This window comes from Paractinoplanes ferrugineus, from assembly GCF_016862195.1.
Classification (GTDB): Bacteria; Actinomycetota; Actinomycetes; order Mycobacteriales; family Micromonosporaceae; genus Actinoplanes; species Actinoplanes ferrugineus.
In genome coordinates, this window is the sequence record NZ_BOMM01000091.1 from 18,910 (window position 1) to 33,967 (window position 15,058).

The following is a 15,058-nucleotide window of genomic DNA, read 5'->3' on the forward strand; positions in this document are numbered from 1 at the left end:
CGGCTCAGCCCGCCGGGTCAGCGCTCTCGTCGAGCCGGCGGGCCGCCCGCGACTGAAGGTAGAGCTGCTCGGGCCGGCTGAGGGTGAGCCGGGCGGCCCGAGCGTAGTGTTCCCGCGCCCCGGCCCGGTCACCGGCCAGTTCGAGCAGGTGGGCCCGCACCGCCGCGGTCCGGTGGTGCCGGGCCAGCACCGGATCCGCCGCGACCTCGTCCAGGGCGGCGAGCCCGGCCTCGGGGCCGTCGACCATGGCGCGGGCCACGATCCGGTTCAGCGTGACCATCGGGCTCGGGGCGAGCGCGTGCAACATCCCGTACAGGGCGAGGATCTGCGGCCAATCGGTGTCCGTGGCGCGCGCCGCCTCGTCGTGCACCGCGGCGATCGCGGCCTGCAGCTGGAACGGTCCGATCGGGGCGTGTGCCAGCGAGTGGGTGATCAGCGCGCCGCCCTCGGCGATCGCCGCCGCGTCCCAGCGGCCGCGGTCCTGGTCGGCCAGCGGGACCAGGGTGCCGTCCGATCGGGTACGCGACGGCCGGCGCGCGTCGGTGAGCAGCATCAACGCGAGCAGCCCGGCCACCTCGCCGTCACCGGGCAGACGCCGGTGCAGCTGGCGGGTCAGCCGGATCGCCTCCCGGGTCAGCTCGACCCGGTTCAGGCAGTCCCCGGAACTGGCGGTGTAGCCCTCGTTGAAGATCAGATAGAGCACGTGCCGCACCGCCGTGAGCCGCTCGTCGGTCGCCGGCCCGTCGAAACGGGTGCCGGTGTCCCGGATCCGCTGCTTGGCCCGGCTGATCCGCTGGCCGACGGTGGTCTCCGGCAGCAGCAGCGCACGGGCGATCTCCGCCGTGGTGAGCCCGCCGACCGCCCGCAACGTGAGCGTGACCTGCGCCGGCACGCTCAGCGCGGGATGGCAGCAGAGCAGCAGCAGGGCCAGTTCGTCGTCACCGCGTACGTCCGGTTCGGGGTCGTTGCGCACCGCCTCCTCCCGCCGCCGGCGGGCCGTCTCGTTGCGCAGCTGCTCCACCCGCCGCCGGCCGGCCACCGTGATCAGCCAGTTCCGCGGCTGCGCCGGCACCCCGGTCCGGGGCCACTGCTCGGCGGCCGCGATCAGCGCCTCCTGCACCGCGTCCTCAGCGGCGTCGAAATCGCCGTACCGGCGCACCACCGCCGCCAGGACCTGCGGCGCGCACTCGCGCAGCAGGTCCGGCAGCCCGGTCACTGCTCCCACGCGCTCATATCGAGGATCGGCCGCACCTCGACCCGGGTGTACGCGGCGTCCGGCGCCTTCGCGGCCCAGCCGACCGCCTCGTCGAGATCCGCCACATCGATCAGGTAGAACCCGGCCAGATGCTCCTTCACCTCGGCGTACGGCCCGTCCGAGGTGATCGTCCGGCCGTCGCGCACCGAAACCTGCGTGGCCAGCGCCGGATCGCCCAGCCCCTCACTGACCACCAGCACCCCGGCGTCCCGCATCTGCGCGCTGAGCCGCCAGTGCCCCCGGCCGAAATCGATACGCTGCTGCTCGCTGAGCGTCTCCCAGACCCGCCAGCGACTGCGGGTTCGACTGGATCAGGATCAGATATTTCATGGTTGCTCTCCGTCTCTCTCGCCGGGATGTCGAAACCGGCCGGCCCGGCTTCGACATCCCGGCATGAACGAGATCCAGGAAGTCATCGAACGCAAGGCCGCGCTGCTGGAGACCGGTGACGCCACGGCCATCCTGTCCTACTACGCGCCCACCTTCGTCGAGTTCACCCTCGCCCCGCCGCTGCGCCAGCCCGGCAACGGCCTCGACCCGACCGCCCTGGCATCCTGGATCGCCACCTTCGAGGCCCCACCCCGCCGCGAAGTCACCGACCTGCGGATCACCACCGACGGCACCGTAGCGTTCGCCACCAGCCTCGACTGCCTCACCGCCACCCCGCGCGGCGCCACCTCGAGCTTCACCCTCTGGTTCCGGGTAACCCTCGGCCTGCGCCGCGTCGACGGTCGCTGGCTGGTAACACACGAACACGAGTCCGTGCCCTTCGAGATGGACGGTTCTTTCCGCGCCGCCATCAGCCTGACCCCCTGACCCGGGCGCCCCTTTCCGCCGGTTCCGCTTCGTGGCCCGGCGTTCCGCTTCGTGGAAGGCCTGCTCGGATTCGGTCCAGTCAGCTTTCCAGGCCCTTGTTCCGCAGGGCATCCGCCGCCCGCCGGCCCCGCCCGCCGGCCCCGCTCGGGTGTCGGGTCTGGTCAGCGGCTCTCCGGGCGGTCGGGTCGGGCGGCGGCGGCCGCGGCGCGCCGGTGTCCCGCGGCCCGGTTCTGGAGTCGTTTGTTCGCGGCCGCGCTCGCTCCGGTGATGCGCTGGAGGAAGGCGATCACCTGGCGCAGTTCCGCGGTGCCGGTGTCCTGCAGGGTGGCGGCGATCTCGGCGCCGGCCTCGGCGAGGAAGGCGCGGGCCTGTTCGCGGGCGCCCGGTTCGGGGCGCAGGGTGACCCGGCGCCGGTCGGTGTGTTCGCGGCTGCGGCGGATGTGGCCGGCGGTCTCGAGCCGGTTCAGGAGCACGGTGGTGGCGCCGGACGTCATGCCGATCTGGCGGGCGAGGTCGGCCGGGGTCAGCGGCTGACCGTCCTCGGCCGCCCAGATGATCTGGCCGAGGGCGTTGGCGTCCGAGCCGGGCAGGTTCATCCAAGCTGCCAGGTGCTGGTTGAGCTCCGTGAAGCTGACCGCCCAGTCGCGCAGCGCTTGCATCGTGGCCGTCTGTTCGGGCGACCAGTCGACGGTGAGTGGGTCCACTTCCACTGTACAGAATCCTTCACTGTGTAGTAGCTTCACTGTAAAGCAAAAGGGAGAACGAGTCAGACATGACATCATCGCGTGCAGTGATCTCGGGAGCGAGCATCGCCGGCCTGTCCGCCGCCTTCTGGCTGCGGCGCACCGGCTGGGCGGTCACGGTCGTCGAACGGGCCCCCGAGTTCCGCGACGGCGGGCAGAACGTCGACGTCCGCGGGGTCGCCCGTGAGGTGCTTCGGCGGATGGGGCTGTTCGAGGCGGTCAAGGCACAGAACACCACCGAGACCGGGACGGTCCTGATCGGCGCGGACGGCGGGGTGCGGGCCGAGCTGCCGTCCGGCGGCACCGACGGCGCCACGGCCGAACTGGAGATCCTGCGCGGCGACCTCGCCCGCACCGTCCTCGACCACCTCCCGGAGGGCGTCGAGTTCATCTACGGCGACACCATCGACACGATCACCGACGACGCCGTCACCACGGCGGCCGGCCGCGTCCTCGGCGCCGACCTGGTGGTGATCGCCGAGGGCGTCCGCTCGGCCACCCGTGACCGCCTGTTCCCGACCGGGGTCGAGCGCCGTGACCTGGGCATCAACATGGTGTTCGGCACCATCCCGCGCACGCCGGACGACGACGACCGGTGGCGGTGGTACAACACCGTCGGCGGCCGCCAGATCCACCTGCGCCCCGACAACCACGGCACCACCCGCGCGATCCTCTCCTACTCCCGCGGCGAGGATCTGACCGGCCTCGACCGGCGCGAGGCGCTGGCCCGGGTCCGGGAGCGCTACGCCGGCGCCGGCTGGGTGGCCCCGCGCGTCCTCGACGCCTTCGACAAGTCCGACGACGTCTACATCGACCATCTGACCCAGATCCGGATGACCACGTGGCATCGTGGCCGCGTGGTGCTGGCCGGTGACGCGGGCTGGTGCGTGACCCCGATGGGCGGCGGTGGCGCGTCACTCGCCCTGGTCAGCGGCTACGTCCTGGCCGCCTTCCTGAAACGGGCGGCGGACCGGGAAAAGGCCCTGCTCGCGTACGAGCAATGGATGCGCCCGCTGGTCGACGACGTCCAGAAACTGCCGCCCGGCCTGGAGTTGTTCGCCTATCCGCGGACCCGCCTCGGCCTGGCCGCGCGCGGCGTGGCGGACCGGGTGCTCACCTCCCCGCTCCTCGCGCCCCGCATCGCCAAGCTGACCCAGGTCGCCGCCACCGATCGCGCCCTACCGGATCTCTGAGCCCCGGCCGCGGCCGGTCAGCAGCCGAGTCGCTTGGTGCCGAGGGCGATGTCGTCCATCCAGATGTCGAACTGGCCCGGGGTGGTGCCGCCCTGGTAGAGCTGCCAGCCGATCTTGACGGTATGCACCGCGGGCAGGACGAACGGGACGTCGTTGCCGCCGTGCTCGTCGGTGGAGGCGGTCAGTTCCGGGTTCGCCACTCCGTCGATCCACACGGCGACCCGGTTGCCCGCCGGGTCCAGCTCCCACTCGAAGCACTGCCAGGCGTCCTCGGTGACCGGCGCGGACTCCCGCCACGACGTCCAGTCGCCGGTCGGGCCGCCGTCGGCGCCGACACCCCAGAAGACGCCGGGGACGGTGGGCGCGTACTGGCCGCCGATCGGCCGGACGACCTCGGTGCTTCCGGTGCCGGTGGCCTCGACCAGGGTGAAGTGGGCCCAGTCGGGCGCGGTGGGGAAGGCGTCGACGCGCAGCCGCATCCGGCCGTAGAACCGGTTGCCACCGGCGGCGAAGTCGTCGACCCGCAGGAAGGCGCGTCCGTTGTCGACGGTGTGCGCGTGCAGCACCTGGTTGCGGCGGCCGGCCCGTTCGACCGTGAGGGTGCCGTTGCGGGTGTCGACACCCCACTTCAGCGTGCTCGGGCCGCCCGTCGGCAGTCGCTCGAAGTCCTCGCAGAACAGCAGGCCGCGCCCGCACGAGCCGGGCCGGGCGGCTTCGGCCGGGGCGCTGCCGACGGTGGCGGCGAGCGTCAGGGCGGCGGTGAGGACGGCGACGAGGCTGCGCATGGCGGGATCTCCTTCAAGGGGTCTGGGAGCGCTCCCATCATTGCAGTCCATCGATGTACGGCGGAAGCCCTCACTGGTGGATGAGGGCGGGCAGGGCGAACAGCATGGCCGTCGACCAGGTGATATGGGTCAGCACCGGAGCGAGGATGCCGCCGGTGACCCGCCGTTGCAGACCGAGCAGCAGGCCGAGAGCCAGGGCCGAGAAGACGAGCATCAGGTTGGCGGTGGCGAGGGTGGCGGCACCGTAGACGACGGTGGAGATCGCGACCGGGTGCCGGCGGCCGATGGCGGCGAAGAGCGCACCGCGGAAGAAGATCTCCTCGGCGATCCCGTTGAGCACGGTGACGGCGGCGATCGCCACCACGTTGCCGTAGCGCGCGTGGGCCAGCACGCTGTTCACCGGGTTGCGCAGGGCCGGGACCTCCCGCACGACCAGGGCCCCGGCCACGAAGATGCCGGCGATGACCAGCCCGGTCAGGATGGGGATGACGATCGGGCGCCGCAGCCGGCCACCGAGCCGGATGCGGCCCAGGTGCAGTGGCCCGGACAGCAGCGCGCCGCCGATCCAGACCGCCGCGACGAGGCCGGTGAGCAGGTAGAACGTCGCGTCACCGGGGGGCAGCGACAGCGAGATGCCGAGCAGTGTCGCCCCGGCCACCAGGGTGAGGACGGCGACCAGGCGGCGCCGGCGGAACTCCTGGTCGCTCTGCCGGTGGTCGCGCTCGACCGGCTCGATGAGCGAGGTGCGGATGAAGCGCCGGGTGCGCTCCGGCCAGCTCGACGTCATCGATCCGCGCCGGCTCGCTCGCGCTGCTCCAGGGCCAGCCGCACGGCCTCGTCGTAACCGATGGCGGCGCCCGGCACCAGCCGGGTGATCGCGTCGTCGCGCACCACGACCTCGTTGGTCATCGAGTCGATCAGGTTGCGCGCGGTCACCGTGTCGACGTCGGTGACCAGGCGCAGCCACGCCGACGACAACCGGGGCGTCAGCAGCGGCACGGTGACGTTGCGGACCCGCTTCCCGCGGATCATCGCGGCCCGCTGCAGCATGTCGATGTAGCGCAGGACCTCCGGCCCGCCGATCTCATAGGTGCGACCCCGGGCCTCGGCGGGCTCCAGCACACCGGTCAGGTACCGCACGGCGTCGGCCAGGGCGATCGGTTGCGTACGCGTATTGACCCAGCGCGGCGTGACCATGACCGGCAGCCGATCGGAGAGTTCCCGGGTCATCTCCCAGGAGATGTTGCCGTGCCCGACGACCACCGCCGCGCGCAGCACGGTGACCGGCACCGGCCCCGCCCGCAGGATCTTCTCCACCGCCCGGCGCGAGCGCAGGTGGGCCGACAGCCGGCCGCTGTCCGAGCCGAGCCCGCCCAGGTAGACGATCCGCTCCAGCCGGGCCGTGGCGGCGGCGGCCGCGAACGCGCGGGCGGCCTCGGCGTCGCGGCTCTCGAAGTCGTCGGAGCCCAGGGAATGCACCAGGTAGTAGGCGGCGTCCACGCCGTCGAAGGCCGGGCCCAGCGACTCGGCCCGCATGACGTCGGCCTCGACCGGCTCGCCCGCACCCCGGTACTCCTGCGGCCGGCGCGTCATCGCCCGTACCCGATAGCCCTGCTCGACCAAGCGCTCGGCGACATGCGAACCGATGAAGCCGGAGGCACCGCTGACCAGAATCGTTTTCGTCACCCCCGCTACCTACCCGGATCGGCCGGGCCGAAAGCAGGTCGCCTCCGGCCCGGGTCGTCAGCGGTCAGAACGGGTAGGTGGCCGGCTTCGCGCGCATCGTGATCCACCGGGTCTCGGTGAACGCCTCGATGTTCGCCGCGGCGCCCCCGAAGCGGGCACCGGTGCCGGACGCGCCGACGCCGCCGAAGGGTGCGTTGGCCTCGTCGTTCACCGTCTGGTCGTTGATGTGCACGATGCCTGTCGGGATGCGCTCGGCCACCGCCAGGCCGTGCATGACGTCCTGCGTGACGATGCCGAGCGACAGGCCGTACTCGCTCGCGCCGGCCAGTTCGACGGCCTCGTCCACACTGTGCACGCGGGTGATCGGGGCGACCGGGCCGAAGATCTCCTCGGCGAACGCGGGGGCGGTCAGGGGCACGTCGGCGAGCACGGTCGGGCGGTAGAAGAGCTGCTCGTACGTACCGCCGGCGACGATCTTGGCACCCTGGTCGGCGCTGGCGGTGACCAGGCCGTGGATCTTGTCGCGCTGGCCGGCGTCGATGATCGGGCCGAGGGCGACCTCGTCGGTGGCCGGGTTGCCGACCGGGAGATGGCCGGCCTTCTCGGCGAGACGTTCCACGAACTCGTCGTAGATGCGGGCGGCGACCAGGTGGCGGCCGGTGGTCATGCAGATCTGGCCCTGGTGGAAGAACGACCCCCAGGCGGCCAGGTTGACCGCGGCGTCGACGTCGGCGTCGTCGAGCACGAGCAGCGCGGAGTTGCCGCCCAGCTCCAGGTGGGCGCGCTTGAGGTGGCGGCCGGCCAGCTCGCCGATGCGGCGGCCGACCGGGGTGGAACCGGTGAACGAGAGGACCCGTACGTTCGGGTCGGTGACCAGCGCCTCGCCGACGTCCGGGCCGCCGGGCAGCATGTGCAGGACGCCGGCGGGCAGCCCGGCCTCCTCGAAGATCCGGGCCATCAGGGTGCCGCCGGTGACCGCGGTGCGCGGGTCGGGTTTGAGGATCACCGCGTTGCCGAGCGCGAGGGCGGGCGCGACGGAGCGGATGCCGAGGATGATCGGCACGTTGAACGGGGAGATCACGCCGACCACGCCGGCCGGCATCCGGCGGGCGATGGAGAGCCGTTCGTGCTCGGACGGCAGCAGTTCGCCGATCGCCCGGCTGGGCAGCGCCGCCGCCTCGTAGCACTCCTCGGCCGCGACGTGCAGGGCGAACCCGGCCATGCCCGGCACCGCGCCGACCTCCCGGACGTTCCAGTCGCTGATCTCGGCCGCGTGCTGCTGCCAGAGGTCACCGGCTCGGCGGAGCACCGCCGCGCGGGCCGGGTGCGGGAGGGCCGCCCACTCCTTCTGCGCCCGCACCGCGTGGGCGGCGGCGTCGGCCACGTCAGCCGGTGTGGCTCGCCCCATCCGGCCCAGTTCCGCGCCGGTGGCGGGTTCCACGACCGGGTAGTCGCCGCCGTCACCGCGTACCCAATCGCCGTTCTTGAAGATCTTGCCTTGCCAATCGACGCTGTCGAGCAGTCCCATAACGCGTCTCCTCCCTGGAGCCTGCCGTTCCCGCGGAACCGGCCCTGCCTTTGTAGCGCGATCAGGGGGCTGTCGAGCAGCCTGGGAACCGTCAGTTCAGGGAGTCGCGCTCGCGGCCACGGGCGCCGGTGACGCCGCGCCGACGACGCGGTCACGGCCGGTGTGCTTGGCCTCGTAGAGGGCCCGGTCGGCGCGGGCGATCAGTTCCTCCGACGTCTCGGTCGCGTCCCACGTCGCCACCCCGGACGAGAAGGTCTGCGCCGACGGCGTCACCGGCCGGAGCCGCTGCATGATCATGCAGGCGGCGTCGAGGGCGGTCTCCGGCAGCAGCACGATGAACTCCTCACCGCCGTACCGGGCGAGGATGTCGGACCGGCGCAGCTGACCCGACCAGGCCGCGGCGGCCTCCTTGAGCACCCGGTCGCCGGCCTGGTGACCGTGGGTGTCGTTGAACGTCTTGAAGTGATCCAGGTCCATCATGCAGACGCTCACCGGCAGACCGGTCTGCCGGGCCTGCTCGAGCACCCGGGGCAGCTCGTCGGTCCAGGCGCGCCGGTTGGGCAGGCCGGTGAGCTCGTCGCGGCGGGCCAGTTCGCGCACCTGTTCGGTCTGCCGGGCCACGAAGCGGAGCAGCACCGTCAGCCGGGTGACCACCAGGACCGACATGATGGTGGAACCGACGGCGATGGCGGCGCCGTGCTGGAACTCGCCGTGCGACATCTGCATGACCATCACGGCCGGGGCCATCAGCAGCGCGAGCAGCAGCATCGACATCAGCGGGACGCCGGGCGGCCGGGGCACCGCGGTGGCGCGCTGCTCGTCGGTCGCGGCGGCGTGCCGCACGGCGTACGCGAGGAGCAGGAACGCGGCGAAGTACAGCAGATCGATGCCGCGCGTCGCCCACTCCGACACCGGGCGGTCGCCGATCAGCAGCCAGACCAGGTCGCCGGCGAGGAAGGTGAGCAGGCCGGCGGCGAGCCACGGGGGCGCGGAACCCCAGCGGGCGCGCCGGCCCGGCGAGACGCCCCCGCTGCGGACCAGGACGAGAGCCAACAGGATCAGAAGCAGATCACTGACCGGGTACGCGACCCGCACCAACCGCCCGGCAAGGGTGTAGCTGGTGTCCCGCAGCGCCGGATCGATCGCGTACACCCAGGCCAGCACGCTGATGCCGACGGTGATGGTGGCCGCGTCGAGCAGTGCCGGGCGGATCAGCCGCGGCGGCCAGCGCCGGATCAGCAGCCCGATGCTCGTCAGCACCGCCGGATAGAACAGCAGGTAGAAAACGTCGGCGATGGTCGGGTACGCGTCGCCGGACCCGAACTCGTACACGATGGTCTTCGGCACCACCGCGGACCCGTTGGCGAGGATGCCCAGCGCGAGCAGATACCAGCCGGCCCGTGCGTGCCGCGGCAGCCGGTGCGCGGCCAGCACCAGCATGGCGACCGGACCCACGGTGTTGACCAGCGACCACGCCATCGACACCCACGCGCCGACCGCCAGCAGGAGGTAGCCGGCGATCGCCAGCGTCATAGCCGCGATGGACACCTGCCACCAACGCCGACCCATACCGCCAATGACACCCCATCCCGGTCGCCGCACCGCCCGAATCCGGGTGCAGAACGGTTTCAAAACGCTCAGTCCCGTCCCGGACGGCCGGAAATGGGCGAGTGTGGTGCCGATGAGGATGACGCCGTGGCGCGGGCCGGTCTGGCTCCGCGCCGGGTTCGGGGCGGGCCTCGTGCTGCTGCTCGCCCAGTCGGTGGCGGTGGTTCCGGCGGCGCGGCCCTGGTCGGACCGCAATCCGTGGTTCGGCGGCCTGCTGCAGGACGCGATCTACGTGCTGGCCGCGGTGCTGGTGCTGGTGCGAGCGATCGCGGTACGCCAGGACCGGACCGCCTGGCTGCTGATGACCGGGGGACTGGGCGCCTACGCCGCCGGCACCCTCACCTGGGTAGCGGTTCTCGCCGACCGGAACCCGCCGCCCTATCCCTCGTTCGCCGACGTGATGTGGCTGGCGTACTACCCGCTCGCGTACGCGGCGGTGATCCAGCTCCTGCGGGCGCGGACCGCCCGGATCGGCCCGGCCACCTGGCTGGACGGCCTGATCGCGGCGGCCTGCGCGGCGGCGTTCGCGTCGGTGGTGTTCATGACCGACTTCGGCGGCGCCCCCGGCGCCTCCCGGTGGTCGGTCGGGGTGAGCGTGGCCTACCCGATCGCGGACATCGTCCTGGCCGGCCTCCTGCTCGGGGCCTGGGCGCTCAGCGGCTGGCGCACCGAACCTCTCTGGGTGCTGCTGCTCGCCGGGATGGGCATCAACACCATCGCCAACGGCATCCACATGTACGAGACCACGCACGGCACCTACATACCGGGCGGCTGGACCGACGCGCTCTGGACGATCGCCCTGGCCGTCATCGTCACGGCGGCGTGGCAGAGCCGGCAACGACCGGCCGAACGCCGGCCCGCCGCGAAAGTCGTCGGCGTGGCCCTGCCGGCCGTGCTGGCCTTCGCGTCGCTGCTGCTGCTGCTGATCGGCGGCTGGCGGTCCGGCGCCCTGCCGCGGACCAGCAGCCTGCTCGCGGCGGCCGCGATCGGCGGCGCGATCGTCCGGATGCTGCTGACCGTCCGCGCGGTGGCGGCCCTCGCCGACGCCCGCCGGCAGGCCCGCACCGACGACCTGACCGAGCTGCCCAACCGCCGGCTGTTCCTCGAGGTGCTCGACCGGGAACTGGGCCGCCCGGCCGGATCGGCCCCACTGGCGGTCGCCATCGTCGACCTGGACCACTTCAAGGAGATCAACGACAGCCTCGGACATCACCTCGGCGACCGGCTGCTGCAGATGGTCGCGGCCCGGCTGGCCGAGGCGTTCGGCGGCGCCGGCCTGCTGGCCCGGCTGGGTGGCGACGAGTTCGGCCTGCTGCTGCCGCACGCCGACGTGACCAGCGCCCGGACGACCGCGATCAACCTGCTCGCCGCCCTGCGCCGCCCGTTCGACCTGGAACGGGTCACCCTGCACGTCGACGCCAGCGTCGGGGTGGCCGTGTTCCCCGAGCACGGCACCGACCGCGGCACCCTGCTCCGGCACGCCGACAGCGCCATGCGCGTCGCCAAGGGCGACCACAGCGGGGTGGTGGTGACCACCAGCGGTGCCCACGACGACGCCGACCGGCAACGCCTGACCACCCTGGAGGAACTGCGCGCCGGCCTCGGCAACGGGGAACTGGTCCTGCACTACCAGCCCCAGATGGAGCTGGCCACGGGCGGCATCCCGGGGGTGGAGGCGCTCGTCCGCTGGAACCACCCCACCCGCGGCCTGGTCTACCCCGACGGTTTCCTGGCGCTCGCCGAACACGCCGGCCTGATGGGGCGGCTCACCCTGGAAGTCCTCGAGATGGCCCTCGCCCAGTCCGCCGCCTGGCGGGCCGCCGGACTCGACCTCACCATCGCGGTCAACCTGTCCGCCGCCAACCTGCACGACGTCACGCTGCCGGCCTACGTCGCCGACGCCCTGACCCGCCACGGCGTGCCGCCGGCCGCCCTGCACCTGGAGATCACCGAGGAAGTCCTGATGCGCGACGCCGCCCGCGCCACCGGCGTCCTCGCCGAACTGCGCGCCACCGGAATCCGACTGGCCATCGACGATTACGGCACCGGCTACTCGAGCCTCGCCTACCTGCACGCGCTGCCGGTCGACGACCTCAAACTCGACCGGGCCTTCGTGACCCACTGCGACACCGACACCCGCAGCGCCGCCATCGTCAAGAGCACCGTCGAACTGGCCCACAACCTGAACATGCGCCTGATCGCCGAAGGCGCCGAGAACGAAGCCGTCCTGGACCGGTTACGCCGCTGGGATTGCGACCTCGTCCAGGGCTACCACGTGAGCCGCCCCCAGCCCCCGGACGTGCTGACCGCTTGGTTGCGCGAGCGCGCCGGTCTCGATCCCCGAAGCCTCACCCCGACCCTCAACCCAGCCTGACCGGCGTCAACGCCCGCAGCCCGGCCGTCCGACCATCACCTACTGAGTCCACAATGAGCGCACTCATTTGCCGAGAACAGTGTGTTCTATACCTTCGTCGAAGAGTCCCGTCGCGATGTAACGGATCTAGTCGCTCTACGCTCGTCTAGAGTATGAACGCCGGCGCACTCCGCCACTTCGGCGAGCGATATTCTACATCGCCACCGAGAACATTCACTTCGCCTTCGCTCGCAATTTTAGGTGCGCCGGGCGCAAGAGGACTGTCGGTAGATATCCTCAACTGCGCCGTGTAGCCTGAACCAGTGCGTGGCACCTTAGCGATGGCGGCCAAAGTGCGCGAGGCAACGTGCTAGCGAGTGCGACTATTGGCGACAGGCTGACTAGAACATCGCGATCACGGCGTTCACAAGCGCGATGACCGGTGTCCCCACCTCACTAGCCAATTCGGCGGCCTTCCTTAGCCCATCGCCGAACGTCTCAAGCACCCTCCGGCGAGGGGCGTCAGACGTCGCCTCCCCTGTAAAGTCGCTAAGCTCCCGCCCGACTGCTTCGCCATCTGCCTGCGGTAGCTCCTTTGCGAGATTCGAAACGGCCAGGATCAACTCTTCGAGCAGCCTTTTGAGACCCGTATCTGCCGTCGAGTTGCCGAGTTGTTGAAAGCTGTTCTGAATCTTCGCGTCGATGCCCACAATTCCGGTGATAGAACCACTGACGTTCCCTATCTGAATCCGCTTGCTCTCGTCATGCACGGTGACTCCATCTCCTAAGTAGGCCGTCCCGACATGTATTGATTGCCGGGTTGCATGATTAGCGCTCCTGGAAAGCTCGCCGTTGGCGATCATCGAAATTGTCCTGCGTGCCGCCCTGATGCTCTGGAGATTTTTCCCTAGATCGCTCTTCGTGGCCAGATCTTCGTTAACGTAGACTTCAATGAGTCGCGCGACATTCCTCCGAGCCGAAGATAGGCTTTGATGGAGGCCCGGGATATCTCCCTTTGCGACCAGGTTGTCAAAGCCGTAAGCCATCCTTAGAATGTCCGATTGCGGGAGGCCAAATCGGACTTCTTTTCGCAATGTCCGCACTGCGTCCACTAGATACTGTTGTAGGCGATCGGAGGCGTCAGTGCCGCGCTGGACCTTTATGCGACCTCGAGAAAGGAGGCGTAGGGTTTGTCGTAGAACTTCTCGCTCGGAATGAAGTCGAACCAGGTGGATTCGCAGCGCGCGAAACTCACTCGCTTCGGCGGTGCCGTCCGTCCGCATAATCCACGCGACGCTTGATCGGCTTGCGTGCCAGAGTTGCATGTGATCCAGTGATACGCCGGGAATTGCGTTGGGGTTCTTCAACCTCCTGGGGCGAGCCGTTTCGCGAAGCTCAAGTAGCGTGAGCATGCGCCCCGGTGTCACCCACCATTTTTCTAGGGTTCCAGCTCGCACGGCTTCTTGAGTGCTTGTATTAGCGAGTAAGGCTGCGGCGAGATCGTTATCCATGCGCGCGAGGCTGATCAGCTCTGGGCTCCGCGCTTGGGGAATCGAAACTGGCACGTCCATAAGATGCTGAACTAGCTGAATCGGAGGAAGGCCAGCAAGCCGATCGAGACGTTTCCGCGCTGCAGTTCTATTCCCGAGACCAATCTCGAATCGAAGCATTCCGTTCCCGTTCCCATAGAGTCGCCTGAAATGGCACATTAACCCTTGGTCCCGGTGGCTGGTCGGAATGCGGACCGCGGCCGAAGCTTCACAGAACGCGTTTTCTCCGGGCCAGAATCCCGGAGAGTTGCGTGGCCGAGGATATATCGCGCCGGTCGACCTCACGAATTGACGACCCGGCTCTGCATCCGGCCACGTAGGTGATGGAAGACGATGCGTCTCGCCCGGACAGAATGGACGTACGTCAGCAAATGGCAAGTGAGCAATGAAGAAGAAGGGCGGATATACTTTGGTCACTTTTTGTTAACCTCCCCGTCGGCGAACGTTGGGGGGCGCCTCTGGCCATCCAGTGCTGAAGGTCTTCGTCTGGCCGCATCAAGCACATGATCCGCTGTCGTGCGCCTGTAACACCAGACGCCTGAATATACCGGCACACTGCGCCTTCGACAAACTCTCGGCAGGGCCACTCCTCGTCCGGCGCAGTAGACGTGGTTTGAGTCCAGCGGAGACGTACTTCTACCAACGACATCATGGTCACGCGGTACGGCCAGCAGGAAATCTGTTCATGGCTTCCGAGCGTTCGGCTTCTCCGAAGCATTGCGGAGTCGCCTTCGACGCCCTCATTTGCCGCCGATAAAGCGCGCCCACGCCCCCTTCGCGCCTTGTGCGAGGGGCCGACGTGTGGTTGCGGGAGCAAGGCCCGCCGGCGAGGGCAACGGTACGAGCTCCGATCGCTCCTTGGCGCACGGACGTGCCGCTGACCGGGCGGACACCGGCCAGCCCACCGCCGGGTGGCTAACCGTCGGAAGTTTTAATGGCGGCGGTGACTTGGCGCTCATCCCCGGTGTCGAAGAACGCATCGAGGTAGGCGGCCGGTGGGAGTTGGCTGTCGCGGAGTAGGGAAAAGAGCTCAGCCCCATGGCTGAGTTCGTCGGCCAAGGTGTAGACCTGCGCCAAGCCGAGGTATTCGCCGGCCAGGTCGGCGGCGTACTCTCCGGCCTCGCCCTCGGCCAGAGTCACTGCCTCAGCGGGCGATGACGCGCGCCAGAGCGTTATCCGTTCCTCGTACGTCGCGGGCGCTTCCGCATTAAGCCGGAAAAGGCACCGGACCGAGAACCAAGCTTTCTGCGTCTCCACCCTCGGAGTGTGCCCCATCAGCCGAGCAACGCACTCTCTTGCCGCCGAGCAGGCGCGCCGGGCTACCGGACTCGAACCGGCTCATACCTTGCGGTCGTTAGCAGAACGCTAGTAACGGACTTTCCCATCCACCTTTGCCCGGCGCGCTTGACGAGGCTATCTGCCGGTCGGCGTCGCTGGACGCTGGAGAACGCGGACTCGAAGCAGTTCTGGATGCCGCTGCTTCCGAGCTGCCGGCCCTGACCGCCCTCATCGAGTCAACGCGGAGGTAGGCAAGCACAATG

The 15,058-nt window shown here is 69.9% G+C and carries 13 protein-coding genes; 3 read left to right on the top strand and 10 right to left on the bottom strand.

Translation table 11 applies throughout. From position 1 onward, the window contains the following. Nucleotides 1-4: 4 nt before the first annotated feature. Both Afe05nite_RS41870 and Afe05nite_RS41875 read right to left on the bottom strand, forming a co-directional pair. A complete protein-coding gene (locus Afe05nite_RS41870; RefSeq protein ID WP_203822919.1) occupies nt 5-1,225 on the bottom strand; it encodes an RNA polymerase sigma factor in 1,221 nt (406 codons plus the stop codon). Further along, nucleotides 1,213-1,470, bottom strand: a complete 258-nt coding sequence (locus Afe05nite_RS41875) for a YciI family protein (RefSeq protein WP_239118619.1) — start codon at nt 1,468-1,470, stop codon at nt 1,213-1,215. Before Afe05nite_RS41875 ends, Afe05nite_RS41870 begins: the two co-directional genes overlap by 13 nt. Nucleotides 1,471-1,648: 178 nt before the next feature. On the opposite strand from Afe05nite_RS41875, the gene Afe05nite_RS41880 reads away from it, so the two are divergent. Continuing rightward, on the top strand, nt 1,649-2,071 hold the full coding sequence (locus Afe05nite_RS41880; protein ID WP_203822920.1) for a YybH family protein: 423 nt from the start codon (nt 1,649-1,651) through the stop codon (nt 2,069-2,071). 161 nt (nt 2,072-2,232) lie between these two features. On the opposite strand, the gene Afe05nite_RS41885 is transcribed toward Afe05nite_RS41880, so the two are convergent. Then, complete coding sequence (locus tag Afe05nite_RS41885) at nt 2,233-2,781, bottom strand: MarR family winged helix-turn-helix transcriptional regulator (RefSeq protein WP_203822921.1); 549 nt, start codon at nt 2,779-2,781, stop codon at nt 2,233-2,235. 62 nt (nt 2,782-2,843) lie between these two features. Between Afe05nite_RS41885 and Afe05nite_RS41890 the strand changes: the two genes are divergently transcribed. Continuing rightward, the gene (locus Afe05nite_RS41890; protein ID WP_203822922.1) at nt 2,844-4,007 is read left to right on the top strand and encodes an FAD-dependent monooxygenase; all 1,164 of its coding nucleotides are present in this window, start codon (nt 2,844-2,846) and stop codon (nt 4,005-4,007) included. Between the two features lie 17 nt (nt 4,008-4,024). Here the strand turns inward: Afe05nite_RS41890 and Afe05nite_RS41895 are convergent, their stop codons facing one another. From Afe05nite_RS41895 to Afe05nite_RS41915, 5 genes are all read right to left on the bottom strand, one after another. Beyond that, the gene (locus Afe05nite_RS41895; RefSeq protein WP_203822923.1) at nt 4,025-4,792 is read right to left on the bottom strand and encodes a hypothetical protein; all 768 of its coding nucleotides are present in this window, start codon (nt 4,790-4,792) and stop codon (nt 4,025-4,027) included. A 70-nt stretch (nt 4,793-4,862) separates the two neighbouring features. Beyond that, nucleotides 4,863-5,579: a CPBP family intramembrane glutamic endopeptidase gene (locus Afe05nite_RS41900; RefSeq protein ID WP_203822924.1), complete on the bottom strand. Its 717-nt coding sequence runs from the start codon at nt 5,577-5,579 to the stop codon at nt 4,863-4,865. Beyond that, nucleotides 5,576-6,478 carry an NAD(P)H-binding protein gene (locus Afe05nite_RS41905; RefSeq protein ID WP_239118620.1) on the bottom strand — a complete coding sequence of 301 codons (903 nt, stop codon included), beginning with the start codon at nt 6,476-6,478 and terminating at the stop codon, nt 5,576-5,578. Before Afe05nite_RS41905 ends, Afe05nite_RS41900 begins: the two co-directional genes overlap by 4 nt. 64 nt (nt 6,479-6,542) lie before the next feature. Next, entirely contained in the window at nt 6,543-8,006 is a 1,464-nt protein-coding gene (locus Afe05nite_RS41910) for a benzaldehyde dehydrogenase (protein ID WP_203822925.1), read from the bottom strand. Between the two features lie 96 nt (nt 8,007-8,102). After that, the gene (locus Afe05nite_RS41915) at nt 8,103-9,575 is read right to left on the bottom strand and encodes a GGDEF domain-containing protein (protein WP_203822926.1); all 1,473 of its coding nucleotides are present in this window, start codon (nt 9,573-9,575) and stop codon (nt 8,103-8,105) included. A gap of 112 nt (nt 9,576-9,687) precedes the next feature. Here Afe05nite_RS41915 and Afe05nite_RS41920 point away from each other — a divergent pair, with 112 nt between their 5' ends. Further along, entirely contained in the window at nt 9,688-11,988 is a 2,301-nt protein-coding gene (locus Afe05nite_RS41920) for a putative bifunctional diguanylate cyclase/phosphodiesterase (protein ID WP_203822927.1), read from the top strand. Between the two features lie 380 nt (nt 11,989-12,368). Here the strand turns inward: Afe05nite_RS41920 and Afe05nite_RS45255 are convergent, their stop codons facing one another. Then, nucleotides 12,369-13,934 (bottom strand): hypothetical protein, encoded by a 1,566-nt coding sequence (locus Afe05nite_RS45255; protein WP_498371350.1) that lies wholly within the window; start codon nt 13,932-13,934, stop codon nt 12,369-12,371. 498 nt (nt 13,935-14,432) lie between these two features. Next, the gene (locus Afe05nite_RS41930) at nt 14,433-14,774 is read right to left on the bottom strand and encodes a hypothetical protein (protein WP_203822929.1); all 342 of its coding nucleotides are present in this window, start codon (nt 14,772-14,774) and stop codon (nt 14,433-14,435) included. Nucleotides 14,775-15,058: the final 284 nt, after the last annotated feature.